Annotated in this window: 17 protein-coding genes; 10 read left to right on the forward strand and 7 right to left on the reverse strand. The window is 41.4% G+C overall.

Features of this window, described 5'->3' with window-relative positions; translation table 11 throughout:
• The first annotated feature begins 4 nt into the window (after positions 1–4).
• From DRZ93_RS02735 to DRZ93_RS02745, 3 genes are all read left to right on the forward strand, one after another.
• Positions 5–1,309, forward strand: coding sequence for a dicarboxylate/amino acid:cation symporter (locus DRZ93_RS02735; protein WP_113744601.1), 1,305 nt, complete (start codon positions 5–7; stop codon positions 1,307–1,309).
• Positions 1,310–1,451: 142 nt separating this feature from the next.
• Positions 1,452–2,612, forward strand: coding sequence for an MFS transporter (locus tag DRZ93_RS02740; RefSeq protein WP_113744602.1), 1,161 nt, complete (start codon positions 1,452–1,454; stop codon positions 2,610–2,612).
• A 1-nt stretch (position 2,613) separates the two neighbouring features.
• Positions 2,614–3,444: a DUF2786 domain-containing protein gene (locus tag DRZ93_RS02745; RefSeq protein ID WP_113745768.1), complete on the forward strand. Its 831-nt coding sequence runs from the start codon at positions 2,614–2,616 to the stop codon at positions 3,442–3,444.
• Positions 3,445–3,536: 92 nt separating this feature from the next.
• On the opposite strand, the gene DRZ93_RS02750 is transcribed toward DRZ93_RS02745, so the two are convergent.
• The 5 genes from DRZ93_RS02750 to DRZ93_RS02770 form a co-directional block, all read right to left on the reverse strand.
• Complete coding sequence (locus DRZ93_RS02750; protein ID WP_113745769.1) at positions 3,537–4,598, reverse strand: LacI family DNA-binding transcriptional regulator; 1,062 nt, start codon at positions 4,596–4,598, stop codon at positions 3,537–3,539.
• A 129-nt stretch (positions 4,599–4,727) separates the two neighbouring features.
• Entirely contained in the window at positions 4,728–5,402 is a 675-nt protein-coding gene (locus DRZ93_RS02755) for a hypothetical protein (protein WP_113745770.1), read from the reverse strand.
• On the reverse strand, positions 5,392–5,895 hold the full coding sequence (locus DRZ93_RS02760) for a DNA-deoxyinosine glycosylase (protein ID WP_113744606.1): 504 nt from the start codon (positions 5,893–5,895) through the stop codon (positions 5,392–5,394). Before DRZ93_RS02760 ends, DRZ93_RS02755 begins: the two co-directional genes overlap by 11 nt.
• Positions 5,882–6,367, reverse strand: coding sequence for a YbaK/EbsC family protein (locus tag DRZ93_RS02765; protein ID WP_113744607.1), 486 nt, complete (start codon positions 6,365–6,367; stop codon positions 5,882–5,884). The genes DRZ93_RS02760 and DRZ93_RS02765 overlap by 14 nt, the downstream gene beginning before the upstream one ends.
• A 103-nt stretch (positions 6,368–6,470) precedes the next feature.
• Positions 6,471–8,216 carry a putative transporter gene (locus tag DRZ93_RS02770; protein WP_113744608.1) on the reverse strand — a complete coding sequence of 582 codons (1,746 nt, stop codon included), beginning with the start codon at positions 8,214–8,216 and terminating at the stop codon, positions 6,471–6,473.
• Positions 8,217–8,682: 466 nt separating this feature from the next.
• Between DRZ93_RS02770 and nhaB the strand changes: the two genes are divergently transcribed.
• The 3 genes from nhaB to DRZ93_RS02785 all read left to right on the forward strand — a co-directional run bounded on the left by nhaB (position 8,683) and on the right by DRZ93_RS02785 (position 13,592).
• Positions 8,683–10,221 carry a sodium/proton antiporter NhaB gene (nhaB, locus tag DRZ93_RS02775; RefSeq protein ID WP_113744609.1) on the forward strand — a complete coding sequence of 513 codons (1,539 nt, stop codon included), beginning with the start codon at positions 8,683–8,685 and terminating at the stop codon, positions 10,219–10,221.
• Between the two features lie 85 nt (positions 10,222–10,306).
• Positions 10,307–10,849, forward strand: a complete 543-nt coding sequence (dsbB, locus tag DRZ93_RS02780; protein WP_172458004.1) for a disulfide bond formation protein DsbB — start codon at positions 10,307–10,309, stop codon at positions 10,847–10,849.
• Positions 10,850–10,973: 124 nt separating this feature from the next.
• On the forward strand, positions 10,974–13,592 hold the full coding sequence (locus tag DRZ93_RS02785; protein ID WP_113745771.1) for a hybrid sensor histidine kinase/response regulator: 2,619 nt from the start codon (positions 10,974–10,976) through the stop codon (positions 13,590–13,592).
• 150 nt (positions 13,593–13,742) lie between these two features.
• Here DRZ93_RS02785 and DRZ93_RS02790 read toward each other — a convergent pair whose 3' ends face one another.
• Both DRZ93_RS02790 and DRZ93_RS02795 read right to left on the reverse strand, forming a co-directional pair.
• Positions 13,743–14,600 carry a TatD family hydrolase gene (locus DRZ93_RS02790; protein ID WP_113744612.1) on the reverse strand — a complete coding sequence of 286 codons (858 nt, stop codon included), beginning with the start codon at positions 14,598–14,600 and terminating at the stop codon, positions 13,743–13,745.
• A gap of 2 nt (positions 14,601–14,602) precedes the next feature.
• The gene (locus tag DRZ93_RS02795; RefSeq protein WP_172458005.1) at positions 14,603–15,598 is read right to left on the reverse strand and encodes an NAD-dependent epimerase/dehydratase family protein; all 996 of its coding nucleotides are present in this window, start codon (positions 15,596–15,598) and stop codon (positions 14,603–14,605) included.
• A 318-nt stretch (positions 15,599–15,916) separates the two neighbouring features.
• On the opposite strand from DRZ93_RS02795, the gene DRZ93_RS02800 reads away from it, so the two are divergent.
• The 4 genes from DRZ93_RS02800 to DRZ93_RS02815 all read left to right on the forward strand — a co-directional run bounded on the left by DRZ93_RS02800 (position 15,917) and on the right by DRZ93_RS02815 (position 20,122).
• Complete coding sequence (locus tag DRZ93_RS02800; RefSeq protein ID WP_113745097.1) at positions 15,917–16,276, forward strand: histidine triad nucleotide-binding protein; 360 nt, start codon at positions 15,917–15,919, stop codon at positions 16,274–16,276.
• A 6-nt stretch (positions 16,277–16,282) separates the two neighbouring features.
• Positions 16,283–17,143, forward strand: a complete 861-nt coding sequence (locus DRZ93_RS02805) for a hypothetical protein (protein ID WP_113745773.1) — start codon at positions 16,283–16,285, stop codon at positions 17,141–17,143.
• Positions 17,144–17,348: 205 nt separating this feature from the next.
• Positions 17,349–19,274 (forward strand): ATP-binding cassette domain-containing protein, encoded by a 1,926-nt coding sequence (locus tag DRZ93_RS02810; RefSeq protein ID WP_113745774.1) that lies wholly within the window; start codon positions 17,349–17,351, stop codon positions 19,272–19,274.
• Entirely contained in the window at positions 19,274–20,122 is an 849-nt protein-coding gene (locus DRZ93_RS02815) for a 23S rRNA (adenine(2030)-N(6))-methyltransferase RlmJ (RefSeq protein WP_113745775.1), read from the forward strand. Before DRZ93_RS02810 ends, DRZ93_RS02815 begins: the two co-directional genes overlap by 1 nt.

The raw sequence follows: 20,122 nt of genomic DNA on the forward strand, positions 1-20,122 counted from the left end.
AAACATGGTTAACAACAACAGCGTAGATAAACTATCACGCAATATTTTAAACAATATACCTAAAAAACAGCGTATCAAAACAGCAGTATTTTATGTATCAGCCCTAATTGCAGGCGGTATCATGGGCTATATAGGCACAGAGTCCATCATGGCCGTAATGAACTTTATAGCCTCAGTCTTTACCAGACTCTTTAGCTTTATTGCCGTGCCTATTATCGCCCTGGCTCTTATCACTACCCTTGCCAAACTTGGCAAGGACAGCAAGAGCGGTACTATCTTCAGATATACCATTTTCTATACATTGCTTACCACCATAGTTGCAGCTGCAGTGGCAGCTGCCCTCTTTGTGGTGCTGAGCCCTGAAAATGTACCTGCTGAGATCTCAGGAGCAGCCGATGCGCCAAAGGCCATACCTACAACCTATCTTGATCATATTTTAAATGTTATTCCAAATAACATTCTCCAGCCTTTTGTAGCAGGCAATGTACTCTCAGTACTGCTCATTGCAGCCGCCATAGGCATGGCCCTTGCCATTATGCCAAAGACTGAGCAAAAAGAGACTGTGGTCAAGCTCTTTACAGGTCTGCAGGATATTCTCTTTATGATTATCCACTGGATCTTAGCTATTCTGCCAATTGGTATCATGGGCTTTACAGCTCAGCTGGTGCACGAGCTTGAAGGTGGCATCCTACTTGATGGTCTTACCACCTATTTTACTGTAGTGGTAGGCGCCAATCTGCTGCAGATGTTTGTAGTACTGCCTCTTATCATGCTGGCCCGCGGTTTAAATCCTATAGTAGTGGCCAGAGGCATGCTACCTGCCATTACCGTAGCGCTCTTTTCTAAATCATCAGCAGGCACACTGCCTGTAACTATTGCCTCTGCCGAGGACAATCTTGGTGTGAACAAGAAGGTATCACGTTTTGTACTGCCAATCTGCACCACCATCAATATGAACGGCTGCGCAGCCTTTATTCTGGTAACCTCACTGTATCTGATGCAAAATGCAGGTTTTGAAATAACAGCCTTTACCATAATCTCATGGCTCTTTATCTCCACCATTGCCGCAGTTGGCAACGCAGGAGTGCCAATGGGCTGCTACTTCCTGACCATATCCTTAATGTCATCTATGAATGTACCAGTGGCTTTAATGGGTGTGATTCTGCCAGTATATGCCGTCATTGACATGATTGAAACTGCAGTCAATGTCTGGTCAGATGCCACTGTAGCCAATATTGTCAACAAGCGCCTTGAAGGCCGTCTTGATGATACAGATGATATCAACAATGCAACTCCTATGCATGCATAAATAAATAAACTTATACCACACAAAGGCGGAGCAAGGCTCCGCCTTTTTTGTATAAGACTCAGCCTTTTTCCAAAATCTTGTCAAAGCACTTTATTAAATATCAGTATTGGCTATAATGAGCCCATCTTAACAAGGAGATGGTGTGATAAAGTTCAGACAGCTAAGCCATATACGCGGACAGGTTCTGTCCACCTATCTTGGCAATTTCATTGGCGGATTCTGTATTGCCATATGGGCCCCTTTAATCCCGTTTATTCAAAAGGCTTTTTCTCTTAGCAATATAGAGATGGGACATATGGTGCTGCTCTTTGGTATAGGATCGGTGTGCGGCATGTTTGCCTCAGGCATAATGACACAGAAGCTTGGCACCAAGATTACCTATATATCCTCCTGTCTTATTATATGCTCATCTATTATAGCTCTAACCTATATACCGCCCATTTTGCATCTGGTATATGCCCTTGTCATTGTCTTTGGCTTTGCTGTGGGCTGTTTTGAGGTGGCCATCAATATCTATGGCGCCTATCTTGAAAAACGCTATCGCTTGTTTTTAATGTCACCTATACATGCAGCCTACTCTTTAGGTGAATTCTGCGGCGCCACCTTTACGCTTATCATGCTGTCTTTAAACTTCCACATGAATGTTATAAGCACCATATCAGTAAGCTTTTTATATATCTCAACCTTTTTTATTGTGGGCCATATCTTTAATATTCAGACTGAAAATAAAAAGAGTGCCCGTGCCTTTGCCCTGCCACGGGGAGCTGTGATCTTCTTTGCCATAATTGTTGCCTTTACCTATATTGCAGGCGGTGCCATGATTGACTGGTCATCACTGTATGTAACGCAGGAGGCAGGAGTTGATCTTAAATATGCAGCCTCTGGCTATTTGATTGTCACCTTCTGTATGTTGATCTGCCGTTTGTACGGATCGCGCATTGTTAAAAGTTTTGGTCCATTTAAAACTGCCTATTATGGTGCCATACTGCTAAGTTCAGGTCTTATGCTCATTGTCTCCTTTGACAGTCTTGTTCTAATGTATGCAGGCTTTGTGTTTGTAGGTATAGGCATGTCCAATATCTCACCTTTGTGTATGTCGGCTACAACCAAACAAAATGATATGCCTCTGATTGCTGCTGTATCTACTGTGGCCATTGCAGGCTATACAGGCCTATTGTTTGCTCCTGCTGTATTAGGTTATATCGCACATATATACTCACTCTCTGCTATTTTTGCACTTTTAGCTCTAAGTGCTTTAATATCGGCTTTTTTAATCTACAAAACCAGGGGTTATTTTTATTAATATGGCTAACAAAGATATACTTGATAAAATTCAAAAACTGCTGGCTCTGTCCAAATCCACAAATCCTTCAGAGGCCTCTATTGCACTTAACCGTGCTCAGAAACTGATGGCAGAGCACAATATCTCCTCTCAGGATATATCCTTAAACTCAATTGACTCACAAAAGTATGAGTTAAAGAGTTATTTTAGAAGTAAAATCCTTATAGGCACTCTTGCTTCCATTATTTGTAAAGCCTTTGGCGTTGACTACTTTTTTAATTATGTAAACTCAAAACCACGCGGTGTAACCTTTGTAGGCAATAAAGACAGAATGGAGATTGCCATCTATACCGTAACCATTTTGCAAAGACAGCTTGAGATTGAAAGAGCAACATATAAAAAAGAGCATGAGCCTGAGCTCAAAAAAAGAATAGATAAAGCCATAGCAGAGCACAACGCTACTGTCAAAGCCCTCTTAAACCACCCTATATTCAACTCAGCGCACGACATTATGTTTGATATTTTTTCTGATGAAGATGAAATTGAAAAACGTATTACCAAAAAAGTTAAATACGCTTTTAACAAAGAACTTAATCTTTTTCTTGAAGGCTGGCTGTGCTCTGTTAATAAAAAGGTTATAGAGTTTGCTCTAAGTGATAATGAGGCGGCTTTAATTTCAACATATATGAAGAAAAACTTTAATCTAACCTCTACCCATTCAAGAAAAAGAAATCTGAGTACTGCTGAGATTGAGGCTTTTAAAACAGGACAGATACGCGGCAAGGATGGTTTTAACCTCTATTCTGCTGTAAATGGCAGTGAAGGCTGCAGACTTACTTTTAAGGAAGAATAGAGATCCAATAAAATAGGTCTTTAATATTGCTATTAAAGACCTATTTGCGGATCCTAAAGGTCACGCCCCTTGTACAAGGATCCTAAGTTGTATCAACGTTGCGTGTTCTTTTCATCTACAGATGCTCTTAAAAGTCTTTGCATAGTATTGTACTCCTGCTTAGTAAGACTCATGCCCTGTGTTATAGAGCACTCAAGCATGATACGGACTTTTGAGCTGATCTTGTTATTCAGTCTGTCAAGTATAAGCTGCATGGCTGTGCGCCCCATTTCATGTCGCGGGGTATCTACAGAGCACAGTTTTGGAATTGTTGCCTGTCCAATATTAAGACCATTATATCCTACAACTGCAATATCGTCAGGAATTGATAGTTTTAAATCCATAGCTGCAATGAGGGCGCCTACAGCCACGTCATCATTGGTGCAGATAATAGCATCAAGATCATTAATTTCAGCTACAGCCTTGCGCATCAGATCGCCGCCCATAGTAAAGTTGGAGCGCGATTTATTGTAAAAGGTATAAGGCTCAAGACCATACTCGCTCAAAGCTCTTTCATAGCCCTGTGCACGCAGCATGGTACGCCTGTCAAGTCTTACGCCAAAATAGGCAATATGCTTTCTGCCAGACTCAATCATGGCTTTGGTGATATTATAGGCAATGGTCTCATGATCAAGACCTACACACATATCTACAGGTCTTTCTCTGTACTCCATAAGCTCAACTACAGGAATAGCTGCATTTGAGAGCATCTTGAGCGACTGTCTGGTATGAGCGCTCTCTGTAAGAATAAGACCGTCAACCTTATAGGAGAGCAAAGATGCTATCTGACTTTCCTCATCGGTATTTGAATAGCCAGTATGGGCAATTAGCACATTGTAATTATTGGCAATGGCAATCTCCTGCACTCCATCAATTACATCAGGAAATACAAGATTGGAAAAGGATGGAATTAAAAGGCCTACAGCATAGGAGCGCGACTTAGACATCATTGAAGGCACGCGGTTTGGGATATAGCCTAATTTCTCTATGGCTTTTTGTATTTTATCGGATGTTTCCTTGGCGACACTATCTCTGTTATTTAAATAACGCGATACTGTCATCTTGGTGACACCGACTAAATCTGCAATATCCTGTAATGTGGCTCTGCTGCTCATATACGGTCCTTTAACAAAAAGCGCACTTATTGTATCACAATAAATATCATTACACTAAATGTACCTAAGCTACGCGATCTGCACTCTTAACAGACTTATATGTGCAGTTTTATATAAAAGCAGGATAAATTATTCATTCCAGTATTTTAAATTAGGTCTGGCCTTGCCTAATAAGGACAAATCTATTTTAAGTAGGTCAAAGGCCTTTTTGGTTTGACTTACCTGCCCTGGTGCAAAGAAAAAATGCAGTCCATCTTTGGTTACAGCAAAATTGGCTGGAGCCACCTGTATCAGTGAGATTTCAACTGGCAGCAGCAGAGTATTGTTTTTACCAAAAACTTTCTGCACTTCACGGGCTATTATCATCTTGGCTCTGTCAGGCTTTTCAAAAAGCTCATCAAAGCTTATAGAGCGCATATTCTCATCTGGCAGTACATTGAACACGTCAATGGTTATACTCTCCATCTCCTCGACAGTGCGTCTTGATATGGCATAGAGCGTAATAATATTTTTTATGGCATTGTGTACCACCCTAAGCTCTACTTTCTGTGTACCCTTGGCTATATTTATATTATCAAGACTGTCAAAATCTATATTGTCATTAACCTCAAGCACCCTGTCACGCTCAAAATCCTGCACAAAGCGCGCGGCAATATGCTCGCAGGCAGCATTGTTAATTTTAAGGCGGCACTCATTTGGAAAGATAACCTCTGAGACTGTGTAATTGCGATTATAGATTTTAGAGTAGGCATGCACATTGGTAGCTGCAAGACACAGGCACAGACATATAATTCTAATTATCATGTATAACTATAGCCTCTTTGTATATGGCTTTAAGGCTTTCAAGCGAAAATCTGGTATTGGCAGGTGAGGTTGAAGGCAGATGCAAAACCTCTATATCACTGCGATTGAGCACAATATGCTTTTTAAACAGACTCTGCGCCTTACTCCCTGCGGTTATTATACGCACTATACTCTTATTGTGATCAGTTATAGCATTTATATCATTTATCTTATAGTCTCTGATAGCACTGTCAAGACTGCCCTGTCTTACACAGCTTGCTATAACATCACTAAAGGACAGATGCAGATAATCTGCCGCCTTCATACGTGACTTTACACTATCATCAACCTCAAAGGGCACAAAGGATGAGAGAATCTGCCACATTCTGTTTTGTCTGTGCATATAATAAAAACCGCTCTCAAGCGATCTGACAGAAGGCATAGAGCCTAAAAGCAGAATGCGGCTACCCTCTGCAATATAGGGCTTTAGAGCATATATTCTATCTGATGGCATGACTTTTTATAATCTCATGACCGCTGTCTTTGACAATAGCTTCAAGATCACAGCGTCTGATATCAATTGACATGCTGTTGCTAAAGGGGTGGCAGTTTACAATCTCACTCTTATCAAGACAGGCCGCCTGTACATAGCAAAACTCACCCTGCCTGTCATTTAAAAGACACAGAGGACTTACCATGCCAGCTGGTATTCCTAAAAAAGCCAGATCAGAGCTGCTGCCAAAGGACAGACGCGAACAGTCAAGCTCTTTGGCCAGAGCCTTTAAATCAGCCCTTGCCTGCAAAGGCAGGGTATACATAAAAAGCTTTTTATCCTTGGTGGTTAAAATAAGATTTTTAACTACAGTACCACTCATCACCGGCATATTGGCAATATCGGCGGCACTGGCTACGGCCTTGTGATGATAAAGCTCGTAATTTATATGTCTATTGTCAAGATAGGAAAATATATTGGCTGTAGAGATCATAGAAAAATACCTTTTTTTCCTATGATAAAGCAAATATATGTAAAAACAAGATTTTAGGGCGTAAAAAAAGCCTCGTTAAGAGGCTTTTACACTAAATGTTCTTTTATGCTCCAAAATCAGCAAAGAGAACTGCAATAATAATCATTATCTGTGGTGACAGAATACGCAGGAACATAGTTATCGGGTATACTGTAGCATAGCCAAGTGATGATGCCTCTGGATTTGAGTGCATGCTGTTGGCAAATGCCAGAGCTGGTGGATCTGTGCATGAACCTGCCAGCATTCCTGAAAGCACCAGGTAGTTTATCTTTGAGAACTTGTAGGCCAAGAATCCTACAATCATTAAAGGAGTTATTGTAATAATAGCACCCCACATCATCCAGCTTAAACCTGGACCCTGCAGTGTCTCAAAGAAGCCTGAGGCACCGGCACAGATACCAACGATGGATAAGAACAGAGTAATACCAATCTCGCGCAGAGCTGATAAACCTGCCTGAGGAATATACCAGTGCATCTTCTGGAAGGTTAAAGCCTCACCAAAGCGTGAGAGCAGAATGGCCACAACCAGAGGACCGCCTGCAATACCCAGTTTCAGTGGGGCTGGCACGCCAGATACAGGAATTGGTATATTGCCAAGAATCATACCTAAAATCAGACCTAAGAAAATTGGCAGCATGGCTACTTTGTGCAGCTCGGCAGTTGAGTTACCGACAACATTGCCTGCAGCCTTGATGTCATCTTCATGACCTACTACGTTTAAAGTATCACCAAACTGCAGCTGCATGTCTGGGGTTGGAATAAACTGAATACCTGAACGTATAACACGTGACACTACAATCTCAAAACGGCTGTCAAGATGTAGTGAACCTAAGGTCTTGCCGTAAACCTGAGAGTTGGTGACCACGATACGCTGTACGGAGATCTTGGTGCCGCGGGTTGTCAGAAGCTCAGATGATGGCTTGCCTATAACTTTAACAGTGGCGCTTACATCCTTTGGTACACCTACTAAATGCAGTACATCACCGTCCTGTAGAATCAGATCATGGTGAGGAACTAAAAGCTCCTTGTCGCGCAACACACGAGAACATACCACACGACCCTCTTTAAGGCCTGGCAGATCCTCCAGGCTCTTGCCAAAGAAATCTGAATTGTTGACCTTGACGTTGACAGTGGTAATAGATGGAATGCCAGATGACTTTGACTTGAAGTATTTGTCAGCTTCCTCTTCGATATTGACACGGAAGACAGCCTTTAACACGATAATAGTCATCAAAATGCCGCACACGCCAAATGGGTAGGCCATAGCATAGGCAGAAGGCACTACAAGCTCGCTAAAGCCTACAGCTATAGGATCAATGCCATCATCGGTAAGCGATACTGACATATCGTGAATCATCTGAGTTCCGGCACCTAAAGCTGGTGTATTGGTGATAGCGCCTGTGTAGATACCAATCATGGCATCAACAGGAATTATACCTATAAAGTGTAGTGTCAGAGCGATAGAACAGCCCATGACAATAATTACTAAAACCCAGCTTACGAGTTTTAACCCCATACTCCTGAGACTTGAGAAAAAGCTTGGACCTACCTGTACGCCAATGGCATACACGAAGAGTATAAGACCAAACTCCTGTACATAGTGGAGTATTCCGCCCTCAAAAGTCAGAGCACCTTCAGCGGTACGAATGGTAAGACCATATAGCTCATGAGCATAGTGACCTACCAGAATACCGGAGAATAATACGCCGCCGATACCAAGTCCCACTCCCTTGACCTTAACCATGCCAAGCAGAATGCCAAGTGAAGCTGCAACAGCTATACACATGGTGAGAAATGCAACTGTAGACATACTTTTCCTTCATGTTACGCTTTGATAATTTGTATCAGACAAAGATACATGCGATATTTTATCAGAAATTACATCAAAAATGCCTTCAGTATCACAAATATTTTAAAGATTTTTACCCTCCTCCAAGTCAAACGGCATATGCATGCACCATACACACTGACAGTGACTAATATTGTATTTTCAAGACTAAAATTTTATTCAGCACGCACTTGTGTCAAAGATTACATACAAGTTTTCATTTTTGATGTTTATACTGTAGTCTGCGCCTTACCTAATATTGACATGGGTCAATTTTTATTATTTTCACAACATAGCAAAGTTTTGAAATAACTGCCTTCTTCTTGATTGAGATCACAAAGCTATTATTTATCAGAATGTTACCTCATATACAGATCTTTAAATAAGAGTACAATCGTGGTGGCATTGTTAATTATTCATCAAAAGGTTAATACAAAAAGGAGCGACAATGGAGAATACATCGTACATCAGATCTTTTGGTCTAACATTTTTAGGAGATTCTCCTGGCTGGTATAAGATGTTTATCATCGCCTGCCTTGTCATAAACCCTCTCCTGACTTTCTTTGTCTCTCCTGTCTTAGCCGGATGGTTTTTAGTTCTTGAATTTATCTTTACCCTGGCTATGGCCTTAAAATGCTACCCACTTCAGCCAGGCGGACTTTTAGCCATCGAGGCCTGCTTTATTGGCCTTTGCGATATGGAGCATGTTCGCCACGAAATAGGAGCCAATCTTGAGGTTATTCTGCTTTTGATGTTCATGGTGGCTGGCATTCACTTTGTGCGTGATCTACTCATGTTTATCTTTACCAAGATCCTTGTAAAGTTAAAGTCCCATGTCACAATTGCCCTGATGTTCTCATTTTTAGGAGCTTTCCTTTCAGCCTTCCTTGATGCTCTTACCGTGCTTGCTGTGGTCATTTCCATTGCCATTGGCATGTACTCACTCTATCACAGAACTATTTGCGGCGATGCTGCCACGGCCCGTCTGTCAGATGACAGATATGTACCAAAGGAGATGGCAGGCGATCTTGATCAGTTCAGAGCCTTTTTACGCTCAATTTTAATGCATGCTGCTGTAGGTACCGCTCTTGGCGGCGTATGTACTATAGTAGGTGAGCCTCAGAATATTATTGTGGGCAATATTGCAGGATGGTCCTTTGTTGAATTTGCCCTGCGCGTCTCCCCTGTATCAGTACCTGTGGTTATCTGCGGCTTTTTAACCTGCTTTATTATTGAAAAATTCAAACTCTTTGGCTTTGGTCAGCAAATGCCTGAGTCTGTACGCAGCATTCTCGTGGCACAGGATAAAAAGGTTACAGAAAATCTCACCAGCCGTGATAAGTTAAAGCTTATCATTCAGGGTATATGCTGCATCTGGCTGGTGCTGGCTTTAGCTCTGCACCTGGCTGCCGTAGGTCTTATCGGTCTGTCTGTAATTATTCTTGCCACCTCATTTTGTGGTATCACCTCTGAAGAGGAAATTGGCAAGGCCTTTACTGAATCACTGCCGTTTTGCTCACTGCTGTGCGTATTTTTCACCGTAGTTACCGTAATCTCTCAGCAGGAGCTGTTTGTACCTTTAATCAATTGGGTACTCTCAACCTCTCCAGAGGCTCAGCTGCCTATTTTCTATATGGCCAACGGTATATTATCTTCAGTATCTGACAACGTCTTTGTGGCCACCATCTATATTGAGCAGGTGCACGATGCCTTTAGCGCCGGTGTCATATCACAAGAGCAGTTTGATCATTTAGCTGTGGCCATCAATACAGGTACCAATCTGCCATCTGTTGCCACACCAAATGGACAGGCCGCCTTCCTGTTCCTGCTTACATCAGCCCTGGCACCGCTTATCAGACTGCCATATTTAAAGATGATGTGGATGGCTCTGCCATATACCATTGTCCTGACTCTGGTCGGACTTATAGGCACATGGTTCTTCCTGCCTCCTGTGACTGAGATGCTTCACGCCTCAGGTCTTATATAGAACAGTTCTAAACAGTATTGCAAGATGTGTGTCATAAGGTTAGAATATTGACTGATACACATCTTTTCAAATCAGGGTGGTCTTTGTGATACATATTCTGCAAAAGCTCTCAAGTTCGCGTTTTATCTGGCTCTGTCTTTTGCTTACAGGTATTGCACTTGAAGGTGCCGGACTTTACTTTCAATACACTCTGCGTCTTGATCCATGTGTCAACTGTGTCTATGAAAGAGCTCTGTATTTAAGCTTTATCATTGCAGGCCTTATAGGTTTTATCAATCCAATTTTTATTATTACAAGATTTCTTGCCATTTTAACCTTTCTGTCAGGCTCGGCAGGCGGTGTATACATTGCCTATCGCCATTTAAAAGAGTATTATTCTGACAATCCTTTTGGCCAGGCATGCTCATTAAAAGCCAATTTCCCAGATTTTCTGCCACTTGATGAATATCTGCCATGGATGTTTGCACCGCAGGGCACCTGCTCCCCTGTCGACTGGGAGCTTTTATCTTTATCTATGCCGCAATGGATTTTTGCAAGTTTTGTCACCGGTACCATAGTCTCACTGAGCTTTTTAATCTGCCAGTTTTTTAAACGTAAAAGACGCGATTATATAGATTTATATAAATAGATCAGATCTAGTCTATATTTTTGTAAAAAAGTATGCCATTAAATTTGAATTTCTTTTAGTTTTGGCAAATACTATAATGGATGTATATTTTAGATTTACACATTATGACTTTGCAGATTAGGCTATGAGTAAACTGTTCAGACGACTTTTTCTTACCTATCACGGCATACTTTTTATACTTTTTTGCTGTTTTCTGGCCCTTACTGTATATGTCTACTCCCTGTACAGCACCAATTTAAATGATGAAATATCAAGAGATCATGCTATAAAAGCCAGCAATATCTCAGACTCATTAATTCAGATACACACCAATAATCTTGATGTTATTGCAGACTTCTGCGATGACTTTATCAATCTGGTGCCTAATTTTAAAAACCCTGATTCAACCATAAACAAAAGGCTTTTAAATAATTTTCTTTTAGACTGTCTGCGTCGTTCCCACTCTCTGATGCCAGAGCTGCCTATATCGCTCTTTATCCTTATGGATAATTATGTCTACTCGCCTATGATTGACACCGAGAGAGTTCAGCAGGTAGTAAAGGACAGACCCTGGTATGAATTGGCACTAAAGGCCAATAAAGAAGTAGTCGTTACCGATGTCTACAATGATATTTTCACCGGCAATAAAATCATTACCCTGGTCAAATCCCTGTCACACCAAAACTCCATGCTGCTTGTAGATATTCAGCTTAACAATCTTATTATTGACAATTACTTTAACAATATTCCCAAAAATGTACAGGTTTTCATTTTAGATAAAAACAAGAAAATCATATTTTTCAGACATAACGAAAAGCTGACCTACAATCACGCAAGTACATATCTTAAAAATATCTTCAAAAGATATCCTCTCGAGGGTTTTATTGATCACAGTCAGACCTTTGAAGGTCTTGATCAAGAAAACTATGTAGGCTATGCCTATCAGAGCAGGAAAAACGGCTACACCACCTTTGTAGTGTCAAATACCTCTGATACCTACTCTGTCTTTAAGGACAACAAGCATATTTTCATCTTTATAAGCACCATGGCATTAGCCTTAACTGCCATTATGTTTATACGAGAGAGTATCTTCAAACTGCGCATACGCACCAAGGCCAATATTCTTATGGCCCTTGGCAATATCTACAGTGACATTATCTATATCAATCTTAACAAGGATACCTTTAAAAACTACAAGGGACATGGACCTATAAGTTTTGATATGGAGTCTGACAAATACAGCGATCTGTTTAATATTATTGTCAGTGAGGTGGATGAGCCTTACAGAGACAACTTTGCCTCCCACTTTTCCATTGAGGCCATACGGCATATGGCCAAGGATCACAGAATTACCTATGATCTTGATGTCAAAGTCTCCTTTGGCAGTACCAGTTCGCAGTGGTACCGCTTTACTGTCTTATTCAAAGATGCTTTTGACACCAGTGATACTGTCTTGTGCATACGCTCTATAGATATGCAGAAAACCCAGGAAATCAAAGAGCAGAGCCTGCTGCAGGATGCTATTGAAAGCTCTTTAAACCATGAAAGAGATAAAAACAATTTCCTCTCTGCCATGTCTCATGATATGCGTACTCCTATCAATGGTATTTTAGGTCTGTGCGCCATTGGCAAATATTCTGTGGAGGATAAACACAAAACTGCCAATATCTACAGCAAGATTGAGGGTATATCCGGTCAGCTTTTACAGATCATAAATGAAATACTTGAGGCCTCAAATATTGAGGCTCAGTCCAAGCTTAATATTGTCAACTCCGATTTAAGAGCCTTTCTTAACAATAAACTTGAGATGTTTGAGTACATGGCTGAACATCAGGAGAAGAACTTTAGTGCCCATATTGATATACGCCATACCTATGTGCGCATGGACGAGCAGAAGCTGACCCATATTCTTGAAAATCTCATCTCCAATGCCTTTAAGTATTCAAATGTTAACTGCGACATTACAGTAAGCGTCAAGGAGATTGATGATAGAGACTATACCTATATCTTTACAGTCAAGGACAATGGCATTGGTATGTCACAGGAATATTTAAAGACTGTCTTTAATGTCTACTCCCGTGAAAACAGAAAAGATCAGGTCGAAGGTACAGGTCTTGGCATGCCTATTGTTAAAAACCTTATCAACAAGATGCATGGCACCATTGATATCAAGAGTAAGTTAAATGAAGGCACCACCATAACCTTTGCCCTCCATCTTGCTCCTGCCACAACCAATAGCGATGATAATGATGCGAATATACATGAAGATCTTGCTTTAAATACAGATAAGACAAGTGCTGATAAGGATAGTCAAGAAGCAGTTGAGATTAAAAATTATGGCAGTAAAGAGCAGCTGCATGTGCTTGTAGCTGAGGATAATGATCTTAATTTGGACATAGTCACCGAACTTTTAGGTATGCACAATATCAAGGTCACAGGCGCCTGCAATGGACAAAAGGCCTTTGATATTTACTACAGACAAAAGAGCTTTACCTTTGATGCTATCCTGATGGACATGCGTATGCCTGTTTTAGATGGTGTCTCAACTACAAGACTTATAAGAGAGTGTGGCAAGGAAGACTGTAAAATCATCCCTATTCTGGCTCTTACAGCCAATACCTCAACTGAAGATATTGTAAATGTACACAACTGCGGCATGAATGCCCATATAGCAAAGCCTATAGATTATGACCTTTTAATTAAAACCATGTTAGGTCTTATTGACAAGGCTAAAGCGCAGAGAGTTGTGACACTTTCACTCTGATAGTTTCAAAGCCAGGCATAAAGCCGCGCTGCAAATCACAAGGCACATAGGCAGTATGTGGGCAGATCTTAAAGTCACAAGGCCCCGGAGGGCCTTTTTTACAGTTAGGTAAAAAGAGGTATAGAAAGCAGACTGAGCTGACAGAATACCTTATAGAGGAGATCTTAACAAAGGCTCAATCTTATTATCAGAGGATGGCACATCCTGATGGTGCAGTTCTTCAAGCTTTACATTAAAGAGATCCATAAAGTTTTGTGAGGTGCGCTCTGCCAGATACTTTTTATCTACACCTTTGAATTTTGCAATAAAATCAAGAGTATAGTGAACATAGGCAGGCTCATTGTCATAGCCTCTGACAGGAACTGGGGCCAGATATGGGCAGTCTGTCTCTACTAGCATGCGATCATCTGGCACATACTTTATCACCTCTCTGACATTGTCTCCTGCCTTAAAGGTGGCTATACCTGAAAATGAAATATAAAAACCCATATCAAGACATTCACGGGCCATCTGCACCCCATCGCAGAAGCAGTGCATGACGCCCCCCACATCACGGGCATTTCCACTTTGCATTAATGCCACTGTATCCTTGTGGGCCTCACGGGCATGAATAATAAGAGGCAGTGATAACTCATGGGCAAGAGCTATCTGTCTTGCAAAAGAATCAAGCTGCTGCCCCTTGCTATCCTCTGCATAAAAGTAATCAAGGCCTGTCTCACCCAGCGCCACTACACTGTCATGGGACAGACATTCTTTTAACTGCTCCTCGCTCCAGTCTCCGGCCTCCTCAAGATTTAAAGGATGTACTCCACAGGCTGTATATATGCCCTTATAGTTTTTTATTTTATCTATCATCTCATAAAATTCAGATGGCATACAGGCTACGCTTAACATATGGCTGACACCTGCTTTATGAGCTCTTGATATTATCTCATCTAAATTTAAGGCAGTCTTTGCTGGAAATTTAAGACTGCCTAAATGACAATGTGAATCAACTAAAAATGTCATAATTAACTTTTATCAATATACCGTTTAAAGACATTTACGAAGCCATCGATAAAGTCAGTTGCCGCCACAAAATCAGTTATGGCCTCTGATGGCTCAAAATCATGGCTTACTTTATCATACTCAATAACATTAGTTCCAATTTTTTCATCATTATCAAGACTTACAATAATATTGTGCACAGCCTTTAGCATATTGCGCCGTGACACTGTTTTGCCAGAACATATATTGTACTGCTCAAACACGCCGCCACCATCTGTCCTGCCTGTACTCTCCATGATCTTTACAATAAAGTCAGTCACATCGTCTATAAAAACAAGATCGGCTTTTTCATCACTTTGCCTGCTGTCCTCATTGTTAAAGACATCAGTGCAGATACTGTAAAGATAGCTGTCAGGTCTGTCATATGGGCCGTATATTTCGCAAAGATTAAAAGCCTTGATGTAAAGATCATGAGTTTTAGCATAGGAGGCAGACAGGCAATGCTCCATAGCCTTGCCAGAGGTATAGATGCTAAAGCGTGTGCCATTGTGATTATAACCTTGCCCGTTATAGGCAAAGTTTGTAGCTACAATATCGCTAAGATACATAAAAGAAGGTTGTGTACTGCTTTCACGTATGGCATCTATAATATTTAAAAAGCCAAGAGTTGTTGCTTTTATATAGGCATAAGGGCTTTTATCTGCCAGAGCTACACTGCCAAGAGAAGCTGCATGTACTATACAGTCAAAATCGCCATCAAGGATCAGGGCTCTTATGGCTGGGGCATCTTCTACATCAAGACGGTGAAACTCCATATCGTCTATACTTATAACATTGCCTTTTTCAAGATCATCTTCTCTAAAACCTAAGGTTTTTAATCTATTGTATTTATAGCGCGCTGAATATATAAAACTGTTTAAATTATCTATGCCTATAACTTTATAGCCCTTGTCTAAAAACGCCTTACACAGATTAAAACCAATAAATCCCGCAGCTCCTGTCACAAGTACCTTTTTCATAAACAACTCTCCTTTACACATGCATGTCTAAACTATAGTACATAGCTCTGATCGGGGCATGATCTTAATCACAAACATATCTTTAAGTATGCTAAAAAGCCATCTATCTTCTTGTTTTATAATACTTATAGCTACTATTTTTACAAAAAGTACTGCCAAATTCCAATATTAAGTACAGATAATTGCATAAGTCAAAGATCGAGAATAAGGGTAGTTATGGCCTAAAGATAAATAATGGTGCAAAGAGTTCAGAGCTATTTTTGCTACTTTTATCCTATGTACTTGATGCTATAATTATTTAAAACTTTGCAGGAGATTATTATGGAAGAGACAATTTTTACTAAAATTATCAATGGCACTATACCTTCAACTCTGATTTATCATGATGATCTGGTATCTGCCTTTGCAGATATTGCCCCAAAAGCTCCACACCATATTTTAATTGTCACCAACAAACCTATTCCATCTGTAGCTCATGTAGAGGCAGAGGATGAGGCAGCTTTGGGCCGTCTGTTTACAGCAGCCCGCAAGATTGCAACCGATCTGGGTGTCAATGAAAAGGGCTATCGTCTTATTGTCAATGTAGGTGAAGACGGTGGTCAGGAAGTACCGCATATTCACATGCATCTGCTGGCAGGCGATAAACTTGGCGGTATGGGTTTCCCTCAGAGCAAGTAAAAATTTATGCACAAGATATATAAAACTCTGGCCCTAAGCTCACTTATGGCGCTGACTCTTAGCGCCTGTAATCTTACCGAGCCTACAGTAAAGAGTCAAAGCAAAGAGGGCAGAGAGCCTGCCCCTATCTATACATCAGAGCAAAGCTTACAAAGTGCCAAAACATCAGACAAAAAAGAGCCTGTAAAACAGAATGTTAAGGCAGCTCCTGAGCGTCTGTCACTTGATGATAAGGGTAATGTTGTCTCCACAGTTGTACAAGATGATGTATCTCAGGCTACTGATACTCACAATGGGGCAGATGAAGGCTCAGCTGTCATACCAGAAGGCCCTGCTATAACAACAGATGAGGCTGACTCTTCGTTTATAGAAAGTGAAGAGCAGAGTATAAGACCGCAAAGTGCGGCCACGTCTCTGCCAAATTATGCCTCAGGTTCATCTTTTGCCAACGCCTCCTGTGATCTTGGCTTAAATACCAGAGCCAAAGAGGCTGCTGTTAAGCTTGCCAAGGCCCTCTCAGGTCGTATCAATGTTGATCCTGGTCAGATCTATGTGGCACAGAGTGTCATACCTGATAAATATCTTGACTGTATTGATGATGTAGCCAAGGCAGTAGCATCTGGCCTTGTCAATGCACCATCCTTTAACTCTGTTACAACAGAGCATGACAAGATGCATATCTCAAGTCAGAATATAGGCAGTGCCCGCCTTATTCCGCAGCTGGTGCGTCAGTGCCGCAGCCATGATATTCCCTATCTTGCCATCACCATTGTCAAGGATATAGGTACCACTCCTACTCTGACACTGCGTCTCATTCGCGTCGAGACCGGTATCACCCTCTCTCAGGCTTATGAAAAGCTCAATTAGCTTTCACTAAGGCCCATACAAAAAACCGTTGTCCTGCCAGGCAGCGGTTTTTTGCTGCATAAAGCTTAAGTAAAACATGCTCAAGTCAATTGTGACAAATTAGGTTATAATACATAATCTTCTTATTGCATCAGTTGACAAATATAAGGCATGCGCTCTGTTGCGTATAATTTGACATGCCTACCTAAGATACGAGTACACCTAAGTGATATCACTAAACGATCTGACCTTGATGCGCGGCAGCAGAACCTTAATTGAAGGTGCCAGCGCCACTATCTACCCTAAACACAAAGTTGGCATCATAGGCTCTAACGGCTGTGGCAAATCCACATTGTTTGAGGCCATTAAAGGCAATCTGAGTCCTGAAAAAGGCTCTATCAATGTACCTAAGAATCTGCGCATCTCATCTGTAGCACAGCAGACCCCTTCACTTGAACGTGAGGCAATTGAATATGTTATAGATGGCGACCAGGTACTGCGTTCTTTACAAAAGGAAAAAGAACAGGCCTATGCTCTAGGTGACGGCGAGAAAATTGCTCTTATTGAGGATAATCTTGGTATTGCAGGGGCCTGGACTATAAACTCACGAGCCGCCTCTTTAATGCATGGTCTTGGCTTTGCACAGGATGAGCTTAAAAAGAGTGTCAGGGATTTTTCAGGTGGCTGGAGAATGCGTTTGAATCTGGCTCAGGCTTTAATAGCACCATCTGATCTGCTGCTTTTAGATGAACCTACCAATCACCTTGATCTTGATACCATTTTATTTTTAGAGTCCTACCTTAAAGGCTATAGCGGTACACTTTTGTGTATATCCCATGACCGTGATTTTCTTGATTCATTCTGCAGCGACATACTGCATTTTGAAAATTCGCGTGTGGTTATGTACACAGGTAATTACTCAGATTATGAAAGACTGCGCGCCGAGAGAATCAAGGCAGAAAAGGCCACACGCAAAAAAGAAGAGCAGATTTTAGCGCATATGCAGTCCTTTGTAGATCGCTTCAGATACAAGGCCTCCAAATCCAAGCAGGCTCAGAGTCTTCTAAAGGCCATAGATAAAATGCAGCTTACTGCTGTGACACAGGAGGAGTCACCCTTCTCCTTCTCCTTTGCAAAACCAGAGCGCACTGTAGATGTTATTGCCACAATTGATAATCTTGATGCAGGCTATGACAGTAATGTAGTGCTAAAAAATATATCACTTGAGCTTTTTGCAGGTGACAGAATAGGCCTTTTAGGTAAAAACGGTCAGGGTAAGTCCACCTTTATTAAAACCCTGTGCTCACAGCTTGAACCGCTAAAAGGAACAGTAACCCTGGGCAGAGGTATTAAAATTGGCTATTTTGCCCAGCATGAGCTTGAGTCATTAAATGAAAATGAAACAGCACTGTGGCATATTCAAAGGCTTGATCCTAAAGCCTCAGAGCGCGACATCCGCTCCTTTTTAGGCTCCTTTGCCTTTTCACAGGAAAAGGCCCTCTCCCCTGTCAAAACCATGTCAGGCGGCGAGCAGGCCCGTCTGGCTCTTGCTGTTATTGCCTATCAAAAGCCAAATCTGCTGCTGCTTGACGAGCCTACCAACCACCTTGATCTTAAAACACGTGAGGCATTGTCGGTGGCCCTGTCAGCCTATGACGGTGCTCTGGTTTTAGTCTCGCATGACAGGCATTTACTTGAGGTTATTGCAGATAAGCTGTGGCTTATTGACAATGGCAGCATCAGCGAGTTTAACGGCGATCTTGATGATTATAAAGAATATCTGTCAAAGTCACACAAGGCCTACACTGATTCTTTAAAAGAAAAGGATGAGGCAAAAACAGCCCCGTCGCTCTCTGCATCATCGCATAAAAGTAAAGAGCAAAAAAGAGAGATGGCCATGTTCAGAGCCGCTCTTAAGCCTTACAAGGATAAAATTGCTAAAATTGAAAAACAGATGGACAAGCTTAAAGATGCCATAAGTGAGCTTGATGACAAGATGGCAGATGAGAGCTTTTATGCACAGTCAAAGGATATTATTGAGCAGTCTTTAAAGCAGAGATCGGATCTTAGCCTTGAGCTTGAGCAATGTGAAATGGATTATCTTGAGTCTCTTGAGGAGCTTGAGACTATTGAAACAAGAGGATATATATAATGTTAAGTTATCGTCACGCCTTTCATGCCGGCAATCATGCTGATGTGCTAAAGCATATGGTTTTATGCCTTTTGTTACGCCATTTAAATAAAAAGGACAAGCCCTATGCCGTTTTAGATACACATGCAGGCGCCGGTATGTATGCCCTCAATCAGGCCTATGCTCAGAAAAACAGTGAATATATGAGCGGTATAGGCAAAATTCTGCATCATAGAGAGCTAAGAGATCTAGTACCTGAGTATTATCAGGTTATAGACAGTATCAATACTTCAAAATCAGGCATTAATTTCTATCCAGGATCTCCTTTATTTTCCTGCGCCCTCTCACGTGAGAGCGAGCGTATCTATCTGTGTGAGCTGCACAGTGCTGAATTTGAGACTGTGTATAAAAACTTTAAAAGAGACAGACGCGTGAGCATCAATCACACTGACGGTTTTGAGGCCATGAAGAGTATGCTGCCTTTAAATCCAAAGCGTGGTCTGTGTCTTATCGATCCATCATACGAGCTCAAGAGCGATTATACTATGGTCTTAAAGGCTCTAAAGACAGGTCTTAGCCGTTTTCCTACAGGCATTTTTGCCATATGGTACCCTGTGCTTGGCAAGATTAAAGATCACTCTAAAAATCTGACCTTTGATATAAAGCGTACCAATGCACCATTGCTACAGGTTGAGCTTAATATTGACGGACAGAGTGATGATTTTGGTATGAATGGCTCTGGCATGCTTATTGTCAATTATCCATATGGACTGTATGAAGAGCTAGAGCAGATTATGGGACCTTTATTCACTGCCCTTAAAGACGGCAAGGGCAGTGCCAGATTAAGGATACTCAACGAAAAAGACTAG

Origin of the sequence: Anaerobiospirillum thomasii (genome assembly GCF_900445255.1) — a bacterium.
Lineage (GTDB): Bacteria > Pseudomonadota > Gammaproteobacteria > Enterobacterales > Succinivibrionaceae > Anaerobiospirillum_A > Anaerobiospirillum_A thomasii.